Origin of the sequence: Ethanoligenens sp. (assembly GCF_047718355.1) — a bacterium.
Classification (GTDB): domain Bacteria; phylum Bacillota; class Clostridia; order Oscillospirales; family Ethanoligenentaceae; genus Ethanoligenens.
The window spans coordinates 1-18,257 of sequence record NZ_JBDNLG010000013.1 but is presented as its reverse complement, the minus strand read 5'-3'; the positions used below and the strand labels follow the sequence as shown (position 1 = coordinate 18,257).

Annotated in this window: 19 protein-coding genes and 1 riboswitch; of the genes, 4 read left to right on the top strand and 15 right to left on the bottom strand. The window is 48.8% G+C overall.

Translation table 11 applies throughout. The annotated features are described in order from the left end of the window. Positions 1-130: 130 nt before the first annotated feature. The 4 genes from ABF463_RS03520 to ABF463_RS03505 all read right to left on the bottom strand — a co-directional run bounded on the left by ABF463_RS03520 (position 131) and on the right by ABF463_RS03505 (position 5,363). On the bottom strand, positions 131-790 hold the full coding sequence (locus ABF463_RS03520; RefSeq protein WP_415532168.1) for a DUF6320 domain-containing protein: 660 nt from the start codon (positions 788-790) through the stop codon (positions 131-133). A 4-nt stretch (positions 791-794) separates the two neighbouring features. Then, complete coding sequence (locus ABF463_RS03515; protein ID WP_415532167.1) at positions 795-2,042, bottom strand: hypothetical protein; 1,248 nt, start codon at positions 2,040-2,042, stop codon at positions 795-797. Then, the gene (locus ABF463_RS03510) at positions 2,023-2,967 is read right to left on the bottom strand and encodes an alpha/beta hydrolase (protein ID WP_415532166.1); all 945 of its coding nucleotides are present in this window, start codon (positions 2,965-2,967) and stop codon (positions 2,023-2,025) included. Before ABF463_RS03510 ends, ABF463_RS03515 begins: the two co-directional genes overlap by 20 nt. A 176-nt stretch (positions 2,968-3,143) precedes the next feature. Continuing rightward, positions 3,144-5,363, bottom strand: a complete 2,220-nt coding sequence (locus tag ABF463_RS03505) for a penicillin-binding transpeptidase domain-containing protein (RefSeq protein ID WP_415532165.1) — start codon at positions 5,361-5,363, stop codon at positions 3,144-3,146. Between the two features lie 274 nt (positions 5,364-5,637). Between ABF463_RS03505 and ABF463_RS03500 the strand changes: the two genes are divergently transcribed. Further along, positions 5,638-5,880, top strand: coding sequence for a hypothetical protein (locus ABF463_RS03500; protein ID WP_415532164.1), 243 nt, complete (start codon positions 5,638-5,640; stop codon positions 5,878-5,880). Here ABF463_RS03500 and ABF463_RS03495 read toward each other — a convergent pair. From ABF463_RS03495 to ABF463_RS03445, 11 genes are all read right to left on the bottom strand, one after another. Further along, on the bottom strand, positions 5,867-6,766 hold the full coding sequence (locus ABF463_RS03495) for an AEC family transporter (RefSeq protein ID WP_415532163.1): 900 nt from the start codon (positions 6,764-6,766) through the stop codon (positions 5,867-5,869). The genes ABF463_RS03500 and ABF463_RS03495 overlap by 14 nt on opposite strands. 67 nt (positions 6,767-6,833) lie before the next feature. Beyond that, complete coding sequence (locus tag ABF463_RS03490) at positions 6,834-8,030, bottom strand: pyridoxal phosphate-dependent aminotransferase (RefSeq protein WP_415532162.1); 1,197 nt, start codon at positions 8,028-8,030, stop codon at positions 6,834-6,836. 39 nt (positions 8,031-8,069) lie between these two features. Further along, entirely contained in the window at positions 8,070-9,062 is a 993-nt protein-coding gene (locus tag ABF463_RS03485; RefSeq protein ID WP_415532161.1) for an NAD(P)-dependent oxidoreductase, read from the bottom strand. A 185-nt stretch (positions 9,063-9,247) separates the two neighbouring features. Beyond that, positions 9,248-9,835 (bottom strand): TetR/AcrR family transcriptional regulator, encoded by a 588-nt coding sequence (locus ABF463_RS03480; RefSeq protein ID WP_415532160.1) that lies wholly within the window; start codon positions 9,833-9,835, stop codon positions 9,248-9,250. Between the two features lie 223 nt (positions 9,836-10,058). After that, positions 10,059-10,706, bottom strand: a complete 648-nt coding sequence (locus ABF463_RS03475) for a cysteine hydrolase family protein (protein ID WP_415532159.1) — start codon at positions 10,704-10,706, stop codon at positions 10,059-10,061. 86 nt (positions 10,707-10,792) lie between these two features. Next, on the bottom strand, positions 10,793-11,854 hold the full coding sequence (locus ABF463_RS03470) for an ABC transporter substrate-binding protein (RefSeq protein WP_415532158.1): 1,062 nt from the start codon (positions 11,852-11,854) through the stop codon (positions 10,793-10,795). 34 nt (positions 11,855-11,888) lie between these two features. Continuing rightward, the gene (locus ABF463_RS03465) at positions 11,889-12,806 is read right to left on the bottom strand and encodes an ABC transporter permease (protein ID WP_415532157.1); all 918 of its coding nucleotides are present in this window, start codon (positions 12,804-12,806) and stop codon (positions 11,889-11,891) included. Continuing rightward, positions 12,803-13,591, bottom strand: coding sequence for an ABC transporter ATP-binding protein (locus ABF463_RS03460; RefSeq protein WP_415532156.1), 789 nt, complete (start codon positions 13,589-13,591; stop codon positions 12,803-12,805). The genes ABF463_RS03465 and ABF463_RS03460 overlap by 4 nt, the downstream gene beginning before the upstream one ends. Before the next feature lie 128 nt (positions 13,592-13,719). After that, a complete protein-coding gene (locus ABF463_RS03455; RefSeq protein ID WP_415532155.1) occupies positions 13,720-14,097 on the bottom strand; it encodes a hypothetical protein in 378 nt (125 codons plus the stop codon). Positions 14,098-14,397: 300 nt separating this feature from the next. Beyond that, the gene (locus tag ABF463_RS03450; protein ID WP_415532154.1) at positions 14,398-14,637 is read right to left on the bottom strand and encodes a heavy-metal-associated domain-containing protein; all 240 of its coding nucleotides are present in this window, start codon (positions 14,635-14,637) and stop codon (positions 14,398-14,400) included. Between the two features lie 120 nt (positions 14,638-14,757). Beyond that, positions 14,758-15,087, bottom strand: a complete 330-nt coding sequence (locus tag ABF463_RS03445; protein ID WP_415532153.1) for a hypothetical protein — start codon at positions 15,085-15,087, stop codon at positions 14,758-14,760. Between the two features lie 278 nt (positions 15,088-15,365). On the opposite strand from ABF463_RS03445, the gene ABF463_RS03440 reads away from it, so the two are divergent. The 3 genes from ABF463_RS03440 (at position 15,366) to ABF463_RS03430 (ending at position 18,196) form a co-directional block, all read left to right on the top strand. Continuing rightward, entirely contained in the window at positions 15,366-15,965 is a 600-nt protein-coding gene (locus tag ABF463_RS03440; RefSeq protein WP_415532152.1) for an HD-GYP domain-containing protein, read from the top strand. Positions 15,966-16,278: 313 nt separating this feature from the next. Continuing rightward, positions 16,279-16,382, top strand: a riboswitch (SAM riboswitch). A 74-nt stretch (positions 16,383-16,456) separates the two neighbouring features. Next, positions 16,457-17,641 (top strand): methionine adenosyltransferase, encoded by a 1,185-nt coding sequence (metK, locus tag ABF463_RS03435; protein ID WP_415532151.1) that lies wholly within the window; start codon positions 16,457-16,459, stop codon positions 17,639-17,641. Between the two features lie 213 nt (positions 17,642-17,854). Next, positions 17,855-18,196 (top strand): hypothetical protein, encoded by a 342-nt coding sequence (locus tag ABF463_RS03430; RefSeq protein ID WP_415532150.1) that lies wholly within the window; start codon positions 17,855-17,857, stop codon positions 18,194-18,196. The last annotated feature ends 61 nt before the right edge of the window (positions 18,197-18,257 follow it).

Genomic DNA, 18,257 nt, shown 5'->3' with positions numbered 1-18,257 from the left:
TATGCGCTGTTTTTTCAGCCGGGCTTAGCCCGCGCTTTTGTTCAAGTAAAGCATTGCAATGCATAAAGCGCACAGCCTGAAAATCAAGGCTATGCGCTGTTTCTTCTTACAGGGCGGCTGGGTGTTGCGATTAAAAATGCAATCGCCGTTCAATTTCAGAACGCATCATCTTACCCTCCGTTACGATTAAAAACGTGAAAGACACCACGCTGCTCAACACGCAAAGCTGGGATGGAAGCGTCACACGCAACAACCCGGCCAGCAGCAGCAGCAGTGGCACCACCCCAAAAGCAATGTTTGCAAATAAATAAATAAAATAATCCCCAACCGGCATTTTTAAGATCCGCGTGAAAACTCCCAGCGATACCATTGCTCCCATACAAAGGATGGGAAAAACATAGTCTATGGACCAGACGTGCCAGCCGGTAAAAACGTCCCACAGCACGCATAACAGTGAGGCCACCACAACCTGCCCGGTAACGGTTTTGGGTATATCCCGTTGTTTGTGGAGGACGTAAGCCAGACTGATCCAAAAGCAGGCGATCCCCAAAACGGCAAAAGCCGACCAGGAACCACTCCTGGGTAACAGCAAATTGATGCAGACGCAAATGGCGGCGGCTACCGCCGACAGTCCCCCCAATCGTTTAAAAACGCGTTTATGCAGTTGATAAACCGTAGGAATGGACGGATAGGGCGCATCCTCCCCTATCCCTGTCAAACGGTGCCGGCAAAGCGGGCAGTATATATCTTCACCACGCACTGAGATATGGCATTTTTCACAATATTTCATGCAATCACCTGTAATCAATGGGGTTCGTGTTGATTTCGACCGCAATTCCCTGTGCCGTCAGCATACGGAAAAATACGCGCTGCACATCCGGGCAAATAATCGGCGAGGTAAAGCTGATATTGAGCACATCTCCAAAGGAACAAACGCACGCCTGCAATTTCTCGGTGCTGTTAATCATGCCAAACGACCGGATATACGGTTTTAACTCCTTGGGCATGTCCACCGCTCCGATATTGGACAATCCGGCGGTTTCCTGCAATGTGGAACAAAAGTACAGGAATTGCAGGGCATAATTTTTCAAGAACAGCGGCACCACGCGGGCAAACGGATTGTGTTCCACCGCGCTGTTGGTATTGATGCTGCGCCTGAGGTTTTCAATACTCAGTCCATCCGTAAGCTCCCACTCCACCTTTTTCAGCACGGATGCAAACGTATCCGCACTCTTACCGAAATCATACGGAATAGGCAGAACACTGAAAAAGTTGCGGGCGGACTGGGATGGAAAGTGCTTACGCAGATTGACCGGCACCGTGAGGACAACCGGCTTTTTAGCGGCACGTGTTGGCGCTACCCGATAGATTGCCAGCAACAGGCATGTGCACAGATAGGCGGTCAACGTCGTGCGGTGGCTATGTGCCGCGTCCAGCACTGCTTTGGTACTCATCAAACCCGTAATGACCTTGATGCGGTGCTCGGGATAATGAAATCCCCGCAGTTTATAGGCAGCCTTCCAATTGAGGGGGTGAACATTTTGAGAACCGGTATAATATTTTAGGAAGCTGTCGTCGTTCATCTGCTCATCGGAGGCAAAGGTATCTTGCGGCGGCTCCATCAGCCCATGTTTTTTGCAAAGATATTTAGTCACGAGTGTCTGAAGAAAATGCAGCGCGCCCGTGCCGTCGGCAAGCACATGATAGATTTCCAAATGAATGCTGTTCCGATAGTAACTAACATCAAAAAGTAGATGCTTGGACGCGTATTTGGAAAGCGGTGCGCAAGGCTCGCGATCTTCAGGATGAGCAACGGGTGTGGCATCGGTGTATTCCAGATAGTACCAAAACGCACCTTTCCGCAAAACGCGTTTAAACACACGGAAAATCTGCATGGTCTCGTCCAGCGCCGTTTGCAGAACGGTCGGGTCAACCTCCTCGTGCAGCTCACAAGAGAGGCGAAACACCTTCGGATCGGCCTTGCGAACCGCAGCGGGAAAAATATTGGCTGCATTGTCCAGCTTATCCCAACTGTTCTGCATATGCACCCTTCCCATCCAAAAAAGCATTGATATATTGATAGCACCGTTTGACCTGTGCAAAACACGGCGGCAGTGAAATAAATCCATGCAGTGCATCTTTCATACGGTATATCTGCACTTCATTCCCAAACTGCCGCAGTTTTTCCCCATACGCTTCCCCTTCGTCCCGCAGTGGATCGAACTCCGCCGTCACAATCAGTGTGTGCGGCTGTCCTATCAAATGATCGGATAAAAGAGGGGCAAAATAGGGGCTGTCTTTATCCTGCTGGTCACGTATATACAGTGCCGAGTAATCACACAGGCGTTTTGAAGTCAGCAAATAGTCTTTGCCATTTTCCTGCACGGATGGAAACGGGGATGACTCACTGTGATCGTTATAGGTAAGCGGATACAACAGTATCTGCCGCCCAACATGAAATTCTCCGCGCTCCGCAGCCATCAGGCTGACCACAGCGGCCAGATTTCCACCCGCGCTGTCCCCCATCAAGATGATTTCCTTGTCGGAAACTTCCAGAGGCAAATGCTCCACAAACAGCCTTTTGGCCACCTGATAGCAATCCTGCACCGCGCAGGGAAATGGAAATTCCGGCGCAAGACGGTAATTCAGCGACAACACGCGACGGCCTGTTTGATTGGAAAGCACCGCGCAGGTTCGTGTATAATTCCCGATATTTCCAGTGACCCACCCGCCCCCATGGAAAAACAGGATAATTTCATCGGAGCGGCGGCACTTGGGTGAAAAAGAGCGCACCGTCAAAGGGTATCCATCCACCTTGATCTGGGCATCCCATGTTTTATATAACGGTTTGAACGCCAGATGCGTGAGCGTGTTGAGAAATCGGTCGACTTTATAATTGTTTCTCACATCGATGTCGTTGTAAGAGATTGCTTTCAGTGCCGCACGCATAAACTTGTTGATGGCCATTGACCGCCCCCCTTACCCTGACGCTTCGGATTATTCTAATCGTACCACGACTAAAGAAATTTTGCAATGTAATACACAAGACTATGCAGGCCTATCGCGTTCTTTACGTATCCCATGCAAGCAACGGGGATGCGGCAGTCTTTTCTGCGCAGGCGCCATTCATGCAGCCAACATTTCTATTGTACCGTGATATTGTTGTTACGGAATTTCACCGTAACAACAGCACCGGGCGCAACTTTTGTGCCGGCGGCCACATCCTGTTCATAGGCGGCCTCACCTGTATCGGTCAGGCTGGCGCCGGTCAGATTTGCATTCAGACCCGCTGCGGTCAGCGTCTGACTGACCTGTGCGGGTGTCATGCCGGACAACGACGGAACGCTAACCGTCTGCTGAATCGCCGCACCATCCGTATACAGCATAATGGTGCCGTTTCGGGGAATTGCTTCCCCGGACGCGGGAGATTGGGCGGTCACGGTCTGTCCGCTGCCTTGTACCTTAACGCTCAAGCCCTGCCCTTTCAGTAAATTGGACGCGTCCGTCACCGTACGTCCGGTCAAGTTCGGTGTCTTAATTGCCAGCTTGGCCAACTCGGCGGCAGTATATTGCGGTTCTACCCCTAAATATGGTAAAATCTCAGAAAAAATATTGCCCACCACCGGTGACGCGATGACGCCCCCGTAATTGCTTACAGGGTTGTGCGGCTCATCCATCATGAAGAGCACTGCATACTGTGGGTCGTCAGACGGCGCCACGCCGGCAAACTCGGCAACGCGCGCGGTGGGATCTTTACTATCCAATTTCTGCGCTGTTCCCGTTTTACCACCGATGCGATAGCCCGCAACATACGCATTTTTGCCGCTTCCCTCGCTTACTTCCATTTCCAGTATCTTGTCCATTTCCTGAGAGGTTTCCGTGGAAATGACCTGCCGTTTGACATTGGTGCTGAATGTCTTAACCACGTTGCCGCTTGCGTCAATAATTTCCCGCACCACATGCGGCTGCACCAGATAGCCGCCATTTGCAGCTGCGGCGACTGCAGTGATGAGCTGGACGGCTGTAAACTTGTTGCTCTGTCCAAAAGCAGAGGACGCCAACTCCACAGGCCCATATTTGTCTTTTGGAATGGTGATGCTGTTCGTTTCACCCGGCAGATCAATGCCGGTCTTATCAGTCAAGCCAAAATCAGATACATACTTATAAAAATTGGTGATACCCAGCCGCTGCCCGACTTCGATGAACACGACATTGATTGATTGCTCAAATCCTTTGAGAAATGTAACCTGTCCATATCCGTTGTTCCAATCGTGAAACGTCGTACCCGAAACGGTAATGGAGCCAGAATCATCGAACATGTCGTTTTCATGCACAACACCCTCCTCCAGCCCGCCGGACGCTGTAATGATCTTAAACGTCGAACCGGGTTCATATGGTTCACTGATAGCCTTGTTTTTCCATTGAGTCTGCAACGCCTGCGACGTCGCTGTTTTCAATTCCGTTCCAGTCAAGGCAGACAGCTGCTTCTGCACGGTGGAATCGACCACGGTATATGGGTTGTTGAGATCGTATCCCGGCGCGGTTGCCATGCCAAGAATCTCCCCATTCTTCACATTCATCACGATACCGGTCACGCGGTTGGTTACGTTGTTGTCGGTCAGTGCCTTTTGCAAATTGCTTTCCAGTGCCTGCTGCACCGTCTCATCAATGGTAAGCACCAAGTTGTTTCCGTTTTGCGCCGCCACATACTCGCCGGTATTGTAAGGCATGTCCTCTCCGTTTGGCGTTCTTTCTGCAACGCTTTTTCCCGGGATACCTTTGAGCACACTGTCATACTGCGCTTCCACACCGGCCAGCCCTTGTCCATCCGAGCCCGTAAAGCCAATCAACTGGGATGCAAAATTGCCAAACGGATAGTACCGCTTGCTGTCCTGCGTCAATCCGATACAGCCGATATTTTTCTTCTTCATAAACTGCGTGATGGCATCCGCCTGCGGCTTTGGAATCTGTTTAGAAATAACAACATACTTGGACTGATTGTTAATCTGTTTATATAGAGTGTCCCGATTGATACCCAGTATTTTAGACAGATTATCGGCAATGGCATTTCGTTGCGTTTCCCCTTTGATATACGCCGGTGACACGGCGACATCCCATGCGGTCGCGCTTTCTGCGAGCGGTGTCATATTTCGGTCATAAATGGAGCCACGCTGTGCGGGAATCATTTGTTCACTGAATTGCTGCTGAACCGCCCGCGCCGCATAGAAATTTGCATTTACAATCTGAAGATTGACCAGTCTTCCGAATAAAATGGTAAACCCAAACACAAACAGTATACAAACCACAATCAGCTTTATGAACATGATGTTCTTTTCGTTTCTTTTTCGCTTGATTTTTTTCATATATAGATTCAAACCCCAACTGTTTTACTGCGATTACCAGACAAGAACTGGATAACAGACTACTTCGTTTACCATCTTACCACATTTTTCACATACACACCAGATTTACAGAAAATCTGAGATGAAAATTCCTTCTCTTCCACGCTTGTTATCTTGACAGCTGCACCATGTGCCATGTATCATATAACTGATGATTTTCGCTGCGGAAGAAAGGGAAAAGGAGGATTAACCAGTCTATCAATGCAACATGCCATGCAGGAGGAGAATGAAAATCATGGAAAAATTTATTTCCAAAGAAAAAATGAACAAGAAAGCCAGACGCGCCCTTGATCAGTCCAGGCGCGGCACATGGGGGGCGCAAAGCCCCATCACCCGAACGGTGGAAAGCAAAAAAATGTATAACCGCAAAAAAAATCGGTGGGATAAGAATCCTACCGATTTTTTTAGACTGCACCAGACGCACGCAGCGTGTGATTGTGGAGAATTGCCTGCTTTGGTTTCCCTTATAAAACACTGACAAGCCAGCTCAATGCGGGCAGCGTGACCAAGGAAAAGACCGTGGACAGCAAAACACATTGCGATGCGTATGCGGCATCTCCGTCATATTGTTCCGCTAAAATAGCCGTCGTGCTGCCGGCGGGCATGCCGGCAAGCAAAACGGCGATGCCTGTCAGCATGGTCGAAACATGCAACAGCAACAGAACACCCAGCACCAAGAGCGGGATAAAAATCAGACGCACGAAAGAATAATATACTGTCAGCCGATTGATGGCCCGTCGAACGTCGACCTCCGCCAGGATTGCCCCAATGATGATCATAGCCACCGCTGTGGTACATACGCTGATGCTGCTTATGGAGTCCAGCACAAACTTCGGCAAACGGAAATCAATCAGCATGAGTCCCAATCCGATCCATACCGCGATGATGCAGGGATGTCTCAATAATTTTTTCAGAATATCCTTTTTATCTGCCACGGTAAACAGGGACAAACCGGCGCTCCACATAAAGATGCGCACCGGAATCAAAAAGAGCGATGCATAAAGCAGACCCTCCATGCCGTAGACGCCCTCTACCACGGGATTGCCCATAAACCCTGAATTGGAGCAAATGGTACCATAGCGAAGCACCATCTGCTTATTGTGTGACACACGGCGGTACAGCAGTTTGCTTAACAGCCAGGACAACATCTGGACGCCAAACGAGATGGCTAAAATTTCTCCTGCCGAAGCAATCACCTGTGCCGAAAGGCGGATATGAAACGAAGCGACGATATTGCACGGCAAAATTAAATTGATAAACAAGGCGGTCAGTTTTTTGCGGGATTCCGGTGTGATGAAGCTGCGCTTACGGGCATAAACACCGGCAATCATCAGCAGAAACAGGATGCCCTGCAAATTCAGCATGTTTTGTAGTTTGATAGGCGCACCCCTTTTCAAGCAGCCGACCAGATCAGGCTGAACGGTCGATTGCTCACAGTTCTGCTGTAAATGTACGCAAACGTTTGATTCCCTCTATAATATTCTCATCACTGGTCGCATAGGAAAACCGTACGAAATCCACACACTCTTTTCCCAGTCCAATACCCGGCACAGTAGCGACATACGTTTTTTCCAGAAGCCGATTGGAAAATTCCTCTCCGGAAAGCCCCGTTCCAGAAACGTCCACAAACACATAAAAAGCGCCGCGGGGCGTCACAAAATCAAGCTGCGGTATGGTGTGCAAGCCGTCTAAAATCAGACGGCGGCGTTGCGTGAACGCCGCAACCATATCATCCACAGCGCGCTTTGTCTCCGGTGCTTCCATGGCCTTGGCAAGCCCGACCTGAATGAATGTGGGTGAGCAGGTAGTGGAATATTGATGCACTTTCATAATATGCGGCATCATCCGTTTGTCCGCGCACAGGTAACCGATGCGCCAACCGGTCATGGCATACGTCTTGGAAAAACCATTCATGACGATAGTGCGTTCCCGCATCCCCGGAAAAGACGCCAGCGAATAAAAGGACTGCCCATCATAGGTCAAACGGCTGTATATCTCATCGGAAAACGCAAGCAGATTGTTCTCCACAATCAGTTTGCTGAACTGCTCCAATGTTTCTTTGGTATACAATACACCAGTGGGATTGCAAGGATTATTCATGACAATCATTTTGGTCTTTGGCGTCAGTTTGGCCCGTACTTCGTCTACATCAATTTGAAAACCATTTTTCTTTTTAAGTGGAATATGTATGACAGACGCTCCACAGATACGCGCTACATTTTCATAATTGATAAATGCCGGGGAAAAAACAATCACTTCATCTCCCGGATTAAGCATGGCAATCAACGCATTATTAATGGCCTCCGCACCGCCTGATGTGACCACAATCTCGGTTTCCGGGTCATAACGCAGGCCGGTATCTGCCTGCATTTGCCGCGCGATGCACGCACGCAGGGCAGGCAAACCGCGATTGGACGTATAATGCGTATAATTTTCCCGGATAGCCTGAATCGCCGCCTCCTTAATAGGTTCAGGCGTATTGAAATTTGGCTCACCCGCAACAAATGGCACCACAGGCGCTCCCGCGTCTGCCATGGCCTTTGCCTTATCCATCACAATGCGGATAAGAGAAATAGACATATCCTCCAATCTATGTGCTCCCGCAAATAAATCAGCTTCTGATTTCATTCTTCTTCTCCTTCAAATTCGATATCTGTATAGAATAAATTATGGCCGCGTCACTTCATTTACACAGGCACCTGCGGAAGCATACGAATGCAGATTATACAGTGTCGTCTCAATCAAATGGCGCAAAGCCTCGTCCGTATAAAATCCGACATGCGGCGTCAACACCACCTGTTCCATGTGCAGCAGCTCGTCGAGCACAGGATCGTTCAAGCCCTCGGTGCTTTTGTCCTTGCGCATGAAACGGTTTTCGTTTTCGTATACGTCCAGTGCTGCCCCCGCAATTTTACCGGAACGCAGTCCATCCCGCACCGCGGCAAAATCAAACAAACCGCCGCGTGCCGTATTGACCAGAAAAACACCCGGGTTCATCGCATCTATGGCCGTCTTGTCCACTATATGGTGCGTTTGCGGGGTAAGCGGACAGTGAAAGCTAATCAGATCACTTTGTGCAAACAGCTCTTCTTTTGACACATAGTGCGCGACTTTACACAAATTCTCACGCTTATGGCGGCTATATGCCAGCACTTGTACGCCAAAGGCACGGAACAAGCGAGCGGCCTCCTGCCCGATACGGCCGGTACCGTAAATACCCACGGTCATTGATGCCAGTTCTTTGCCGCGCAGCCCAGACATGGTAAAATCCAAGCGGCCCACTTTTTCAAACTGCCGCTTCATGTGCCGCACCAGCATGAGCGCAAGCATTACTGTGTGTTCGGCGATGGCACTCGGCGAATAGTCCGGCACATTCGCCGCAAACAGTCCATGCAAACGCAGAGCCTCCACATCCAGATGATCAATACCCGCCGAGCGTGTCAGCACATACCGCACACCAACTTCCGCCAACGCGGCCGCCAGCGGCTCATCCAAGCGGGTAGCTGTCAGTATCTGTACCGCATCATATCCCTTCGCCTGCCCGACATTTTCCATACACAATGGCGCGGAAACATATGTAATATCAAACCCATAGGCCTGATTTGCCCGTTCGTAAAGTGCGCGCTCATCTTCACGGCTGGAAAACACCTGTATTCTCACGGGACGACCGCCTCCAGTAAATCAATGTTCTAGAACTATGTTATATATTATTGCAAAATCCGCTGCATTTGTCAATGACCATACGATAGATTTCCGTATACTGCTGCCAAAGATATATCGCTGCAAAAAGCCGGATTTTCTCTCCGCATTTGAGAGAAAATCCGGCTCAATCTCTGCCCCGTCTATCATTTCAACATTCGGCAATACAGCCGCATGAACGACAATATCTTTTCTTCTATGTTATAGACACGCCCCCTGCGTGACCATTCCATCGCGTGGCCTCGCAGGGCGATGATTAACTGGTCGACAGCTTCTTCCACATCCAGTTCGGCATAGAATTGCCCTTTTTCCCTTCCTCGCCGCAAAATAGCCGCAGGCAGTGTATAAAGCAGCCGCTCGTGTTCCGCCCGTATTGTATCCGGCGTAGATGGAAGCGGAAATTCCGTCCGGCTGATAACGCTGCCGGTCACACTGCCGATTCCATTGGTATATTGAGCAAACCCACTGCCAAATTCGACTAAATTGACCGCTTCATCTTCATGGGTCAGCCGGGGCATCACTTGCTTTGCCAGATATATGTCTATTCGGCCCAGAATTTCAGCAATCAAATCATTTTTCTCATGAAAATAGTGGTAAAAAGTGCCCACTGAAATATGCGTTACTTCACAAATCTTGCGCACCGTCGCTTCCTGAAAATCAAATGTATGCAGCATCGCAATGACCTGATCCACCAATTCACTGCGTTTTTTGATGCTTTTTGCTGTTTGGGACATCCCACTCACCTCATACTCCCCTGCCCGGCTGCTGTTATCCAGGGGGCGATCACCATCGGTCAAAACACATGCAGGATAACATAAGGAACGCGTTCTGTCAATCATTTCCCAAAACATGGTTCGATTTTTTAAAAAGCCATGCTATGCGTTTTGCAAAGCAAGCAGGGAGACCTATATGGACTGATGGTCCATATAGGTCTCCCTGTTTCAAAAATTGCGGTGTTTATTGTACAGACGATTGCACCTGCACGGTTTGTTCCGCTTCCTGTTTCCAGATGGTTATTACATCATCGACATATGCCACCGTGCCAAAATACTGCCCGATATTTTCTATCGTCATTTCATGCGCCGCGCGTTCATAAGATGCGCATCCATCCTTTAGGAGGACGACCCGATAATCCAACATAAACGCGTCCCGCGCCGTAGATTCCACGCAAACATTTGTACTGACGCCTGCTATCAATAATGTCTCAATTTTCTGTGCACGCAGCACGGAATCCAAAAATGTATTGATAAAGCCGCTGTACTTATGTTTGCACACGATGATGTCGGTGGATTTCGGTGAAACACCGTAGTACTCCGCACCCCAAGTGTTTGGCCGGCAGACCTGCCGCATTTTTCCTGATGCGCGCATCTTCCAAACCTCGGAATCCGTTGCATCCGTATGGATCGTCTGCACAAACAGAACTGGTTTTTCATACAGTTCTGCGGCTTCCAGCAAGCGCTGCACATTGGGGACAATTTCGTCCACACCACTCACATCTGCGCCGTTTTTCGCCAGTGCCCCATCTGGATGACAATAGTCATTTTGCATATCAATGACCATGACAGCCGCATGGGTGTCACACAATAAATCATGAAGATTTGCCATTCTACATTCCTCTGCCTGGTAATGGCGGAGCAGGAGACTGCCGCCGCTTACCCAATCCATCCCTGTATCCATACGGGAAGCTGTTTTTATTTTGCGTTCGCTTTTTTGACAAACTGCATGTCCACCAATGTGTTATAGGAATAGCTGCCGGTATAGATACCGGTGGTAATCAACACATCCATGTCGTTCTGTACGGCTTTTTCAGAGATGGTGCCGTCTGGGCTCCAGAGTTTATCCGCATATGCGCGGTCAAGGGAAGCCTGCAACGCATCATCGGTCATCGTCGGGAATTCCAGCTTTAAGTCTTTGGCCGCAAGCTTTTTATTACTCTGCACCGTTTTGAGCGCTTTAATCATTGCGTTGGTAAATGCCTGCACCGTTTTGGGGTCTTTTTGGATGGTGGACTTTTTCGTGCCGATTACTGAATAAGAGAAGTCGCCCATATCCGGGAACTTGTAGAACGGTTCACCCCAAACGCCTTTAGAAATACCTTCGCTGATCTGCGGTTCCGCACCGTTGCCAATATCTCCGCCACCGTTCTGGAGCATCGCCACAACAGTGGACGCATCGGCCGGTTCCAAAAGTGTCGCATCCTTGTCGGGATTCAAGCCCGCTTTGATCATTAGATAACGCGTAAGCAAGTTGGGCGAGCCGCCATGCCGACCGGCGACAATTTTTTTGCCTTGCAGGAAGGTTTTCAAATCCGCCATGCTGTCGCTTTTAGGCGCAAGCCCTTTCCTTGCCACCAAATAAACATTTGCGCGATTAACCACATTGGAAAAAGCCACGATGGGGTCGGAATTGTTCTTGTTCGCCAATGCATTGGAATCGACGCCGCCAATAACACCCCACGCATCCCCGCTAACCACCGCCGTAACATGCGCGCCGCCCGTCGCCTGAATGACTTTGACATCTAAGCCCTGTTCTTTAAAATAACCTTCGCGCTGTGCGAGATAAAGCGGCAGATAACCAATGAGGTGAACAGGCTCCGCAATAACCAACTGCTTGAGTTCGCCAGACGCTGTGGAAACCGTCGAGGTGGCAGCAGCTCCGTGCTTGACACAGGCAGTAGAAGCCACTGCCATACAGGCCGCCAGCGAAAGCGCCAGCACACCTTTGAGTTTCAACATCCGATTGTTCTTTTTCATTTTAAGTCCTCCCATATTTGATTTATCTCTGTATTTATGAATGAACGATTGCCAAACGTTTGGACAACCATTTTTCAAGCAGCAATACGCACCCATACATCACAACGGATAAGAGGGACAGCACAAACACGCCAACCCAAACCAGGTTGATATCCAAAATGGTACCGGCATAGATAATCATGCGCCCAACGCCTTTATCCGACGAAATAAATTCACCCACAATGGCGCCCGCAAGCGCCAACGCAATATTAATCCGCAAGCTGCTGATGATCCACGGCATAGACCACGGCACCACCACTTTGGTGAAAACCTGCCTGCGTTTCGCACCCAGTGAATACATCAGCGTTTCCATGGCAGGGTCTACACTTTTTACGCCGCTGTAAGCGGAAAGGGATGTCACGATGACTGTCATCAGAAATGCGAGCATGACTTTGGAGAAAAAGCCGATGCCAAACATAATGACCAAGACAGGAGCAAGCGCCAGTTTCGGCAGCGCGTTGAACACAATCAGATACGGTTCACTGATGTCGGCATATGCACGCGACCACCAGAACGAAAGACCGAGCAAGGCGCCCAGAACGGTTCCTGCAACAAATCCCAGAACAGTTGAGCCTGATGTATAGGCAATATCCCGCAAAAGCGTACCATGCACCAATTGCTGCCAAGTGGTCTTCAAAATACTGGACGGACGGCTCCAGAAATAAGAATCCATCCATCCCAGCCGGGTGAAAACTTCCCAAATCGCCACAATGGCAACGCCAATGATCACGCGGCCTATAATGACATGGCGGCGATGCTGCTTGGCTTTTCTCTCTTCCTCGCTGAGCTCGGCTTCTTTTTCCACCGTGTCCAGCGGGACGGCCGCCTCCGGTTCCGCAATGGCATGGATAATAAAGCCCACTTTTTCTTCAGCCGTCTCCATGGTTTCTTCCTCCGTTACATATGGTTTCATGCCTGTTCCGCCTCCTCTGCTCTTTTTACGACCAGAAGATCAAGCAAATGATGTTTAAGTTCCATAAATTTTCCGGATGTCATATCTTCGGTTTTACGCGGCCGCTCCAGATTTACATTGATTTTACACTTGATCCGTCCTGGACGCGAGGAAAAAACGTAGATGTCGTCCGACAGGTAAATGGCCTCGTCAATATCATGCGTAACAAACAGAACCGTCTTTTTAAAATCGCGCCAGATCTGCAGCAGCCAGTTTTGCATAGCCAGACGGGTCTGTGCATCTAACGCGCCAAACGGTTCGTCGAGCAATATAATATCCCGATCATAAAGCAGGGTCCGCAGCAAAGCGGCACGCTGCCGCATTCCACCTGAAAGCTCACTGGGATAATGTTTATCAAATCCCTTTAGGCCATATTTTTCCATCAGCGGCAGTGCCCGCTCTACAGATTGCGCACGCGGTACGCCACGAACCTCCAGACCCAGAATAATGTTATCCAAAATCGTGCGCCACGGAAGCAGCATGTCCTTTTGCAACATATAACCAACGTAGCCGGCTTTTCCAACAATACTCTGCCCATCCGCGCTAACCTCTCCGGTAGAAGGCGGAAGCAGGCCCGCAATGATATTGAATAGCGTTGACTTTCCGCATCCGCTGGGTCCGATTATCGTGGCAAACCGTCCTTCTTCCACTGAAAGACTGGTTTCCCGCAAGGCAAGCACTTTTTTGCCATTGCGTTTGAAGCACTTGGTTACACCTGAAACTTCAATTTTACACGCACCGCTCATCTTTTTGACCCCTTTTTCCTCTGTTCATCTTTGATTTTAACCGCTGGAAACAAACAAAAAACGCCAGTTTAGCCAACCCGCTCCATACAGAGCAAAGCGCCAAACTGACGATATACCGGCTCTTCTTTCTAAAGAAGTTCCGACAACTCATTCAGATAGACATCTACATCACGATCAAGGTATATGAGTGTACCGGAGTACTCGGTCTCTACATCATAATCCTTAAACACTGCTATAATATGTAATTGAAATTCTTTTTCCAATGCGGCTTTGATTTGCTTTTTGAAAATCTGTGACAGTAAATAGTTGAGATATGCTGTGGAACTGCCATAATCCTCATCCAAGAGTTTCAAGACAGGTACCCGCGTATTCAACGAAACAATCACAATCTTATTGCCAGCAAAATCCACATTCTGCTGCCTGACACCCACATTGAAAATTTGCTTATTGATGGTGTTATAAACTTTTAGAATCCTCTGCTTGAAGTCGCCAACGCTCAAAGGCATTGTAACACCTCCAAAAAGAGAAATACGTGGCGAATGCAGCAATGGGAAAACAAAACTGCCGTAAATTTAACCAAAAAACATGATGCTTCAAGTGCAAGCACCCAAAGCATCATCGCTTTCCAATATGAAAAACCAACAATTGGCAATCACCAAAACTGCTGGTTTGATTATAGGACAAACTTTTCTCTTTGTCAACAATTTTTTCTTTTTCACTTTTCATGCCACGCAATTGCATATGCCGTGGGCAAATCGGCACATGGCGGCAACATAAAACGGTCCTGCCGTCGCAGAGGCAGTAAACTACATGACATGGTTTTGATTGTCGACTAATTGCGGTTCCATCCCGAGCTTCTTAATGTGTCTGCAAATATCCTCGGAATTTGTTCCTGTACTGTCATAATCAACAGCAACCCTATCTGTTTCAGTATTCACGCTTACGGATGTGACCCCTCGGATTTTGGCAAGGCTGTTTTTGATATCCTTTACTTCATGCTTTCCAGAAAGCCCTGGAATTTTAAAATAGGCACTTTGCTTTGACATAATCATCACCTCACCAATAGTATAACGAGATCCAAAATAGATATGTGCGCATTGCTTCCGCAGAAAAAAGTCAAAACCTTTTCTGCACAATTGTGTGTACAATCAATCGGGATTGTTATATTATGCCACGCGTGTTCCCTTCATCTGAAAAGTCATAGAGTTACTGGTCGCTACCGCTTGGAGGGCGTCTCCAACCACTGTTCCTTTTGCAGTATACTTAAACTTGAAAAGCCCTGTGTTGAGAACCCCGGAGAACACAAACGCATTTCCGTCTGCTTTTCCATTATCAAAATAGCTTGTGTTCCCCATTGCATTTATGGAACCACTCAGAACCCCATTTTGATCGGTGAATGTGATTGTTCCCCTTTGCAGACCAATCGGTGTATTTAAGGTGACATTAAAAGTACCGTTCATCACTTTTACCACATTTCTATCAAGATACTCCAGCATATGACGAGATGCAAAAATGCGTTCATGAAGGATGAAAAAGATTCCATTTTATGAATCGAGGTATCCCACCAAAACGGTAACGCGGCGGTTCCATAATCGCAAAAGGGAGAAACAATATAACAACCCTGTTTGATGCGTTTGCGGCATGAGAATCCGCTTTTCTTTTCCCATCTTTTGTGGTATACTTTTATTAGGTTTTTCTAACAATCGTGCCTACATGAATCATGGATTACTTATAACAAACCGTTCAATCAGTTTATAGGCAGAAGTCGAAAGGGATGAAATTCGTGCAAAACAACGCTTTTTTAGAGGTGACGGAGTGCCTAATCGCTGCACTGGAAGCCAGAGACAGCTATACACAGGGCCATTCCTTGCGTGTAGCGGATATGAGTGTCGAAATTGCATCCGCAATGGGTTTTCAAGACGAAAATCTAGAAACACTCCATATGGCGGCACATTTGCATGACATCGGGAAAATAGGGATTCCGGACGCGATCCTCTATAAACCGGGGAAACTGCTTCCCGAAGAATGGGAACGAATCAAACAGCATCCGGAAATCGGATACACCATTTTATCCAAATCAAAAGACCTGTCGGCCGTGGCGGATATCATATTGCATCATCACGAACGTTGGGATGGAAAAGGGTATCCAAGTGGCCTCAGCGGTCAGGACATCCCGATCAGTTCTCGCATCATCGCCGTGGCGGATACCTATGATGCCATCACCTCCAACCGCCCTTACCGAGCGTTTGTTACCCCACAATATGCGCTGGAAGAAATCCGCCGCAGTGCAGGCACACAGCTTGATTCCACAGTCGTTCAAATAATGATGGAATTGTTCCAGTCCCACCCATCGAAACTTCTGTCAGCATCCTGAATGGTTCCCATCAGAAAAATCTTCAATAGATACACACTCCTTTTGAATCGAAATGTTTGGATATGATTGTGCCATATAGGGAAAAATCCAGGCTGTCTGCAGGCGGAAAATGCGCAAATGCCGCCATGCAACCACCGATATATTTTCGTTATCTCCTCCCCTGTTTGGCAAGTACCAATTTTTCAACTAATCATGTTGACATCCCCAACGTTTCTGTTATAATTAAAAAGTGGTTTCGATAAAATTCTAAGTATATATGTGTACTTGGTATTCTATTTAGCAGACCATCAATTCCACAATTACATAAATCTTGACCTTATCAAGAGAGGCTGAGGGAACGGCCCTGTGAAGCCCGGCAACCTGCACATGGATGCAAGGTGCCAATTCCTGCGGAGTGGATAACCGTGCAGATGAGGGGTTTGTTAACAATCGCCCTCCGGTTATAGCCGGAGGGTTTTTGTGTCAAGATGGCTCAACAAGGAGGAACAGCAATGGCAAACAAGAATTTTTTCACATCCGAATCCGTTACCGAAGGGCATCCGGATAAAATCTGCGACCAGATTTCCGACGCGATTCTTGACGCGATCATCGCACAGGACCCTATGGCGCGCGTCGCGTGTGAGACTTTTGCAACGACCGGCATGGTGCTGGTAGCAGGTGAGATCAGCACGGAATGCTATGTCGATATTCCTAAAGTCGTACGGAACACCATCCGCGACATCGGCTACACCCGGGCAAAATTCGGTCTGGACTGCGACACCTGCTCGGTGCTGACTGCCATTGATGAGCAGTCTCCGGACATCGCCGCAGGCGTCAACGTTGCGTTGGAGACACGTGACGGCAAGAAAGATGAAATCGCGGATATTGGTGCCGGCGATCAGGGCATGATGTTTGGCTACGCCTGCAACGAAACGCCTGAGTTAATGCCTCTGCCTATTTCTCTTGCGCACAAACTGGCGCGCAAGTTGACCGAGGTACGTAAAAGCGGCGAACTCTCCTATCTGCGGCCGGATGGTAAGACACAGGTCACTGTTGAATATGACGGCGACCGCCCGGTACGGGTCGACACCGTGGTCGTTTCCGCACAGCACAGCCCGGATGTTTCTACCGAGCAGATCCATAAAGACATCATTGCCAACGTGATCAACGTTGTCATCCCTGAAAACCTGCTGGACGACAAAACGCGCTACTTCATCAACCCCACGGGGCGTTTCGTTCTGGGCGGCCCCGCCGGTGATACCGGTCTGACTGGCCGCAAGATCATTGTGGACACCTACGGAGGATATGCCCGTCACGGCGGCGGCGCATTTTCCGGAAAAGACCCGACCAAAGTGGATCGCTCCGGCGCATATGCCGCGCGTTACGTTGCCAAAAACATTGTTGCCGCCGGTCTCGCCGACAAGTGCGAAGTGGAAATCGCATATGCCATCGGCGTAGCCAATCCGGTTTCAATTTTGGTCGATACGTTCCATACCCACAAAATCGACGAAATCAAGATTCAGGATTTGGTCAAGAAGTACTTTGATTTACGGCCTGCCGCCATCATCCAAAAACTTGATCTTCGCAAACCGATCTTCCAAAAATTGGCTGCCTACGGGCACATGGGCCGCGAAGATCTGGGCGTGAGCTTCGAGAAAACGGATTTAGCAGAAACACTCCGAAAAGCCGCGTTCTGAGCAAAAATCAACCCTATATTTTTATAAACCGAAAACAGTCGCCTTATGTAGGCGGCTGTTTTTGACTATGCAGTAATCACCAGATATATGCTCGTCTGCCTTGCACATTTTTACAAATAATGCACAAAGAACTATGTGGTCCTCCCCGGCTCTTTCGGTCGATTTCACCATTTCCTTTTCCGGCTCATACTATGGAAAAAAGGGGTGGTGGATATGTTCCAGATGATCGTCGGTGTTCTCATTGCATTCTTTACCGTCATCGGTGTCACGGAAGTCGTTCGCAGTGGTCTGCGATATTTCTTAACGCCCCCGGAGGGCCGCGTCACCTACATGGTGCGGGTACACGGACGGGATGAAGGGGTAGAATACATCGTGCGCGCACTGGCATTCGCTGCACGGGAACAATGTGCCAAAAACGTACCTGTCATCATCTTAATCGACGATGATATGGATGCGCAAACGCGTCAGATCTGCGATGTACTGGCTGGGGAATTGGGATGCGTGCAAGTATGCAAATCGCAGGAAATTCCACGCGTTATCAACGCGGGAGCGTAACAGCTATTATCTCTTTAAGCGGCAAACGGCCTGAGAAAACGTATGCATCGTTTTTTAAGGC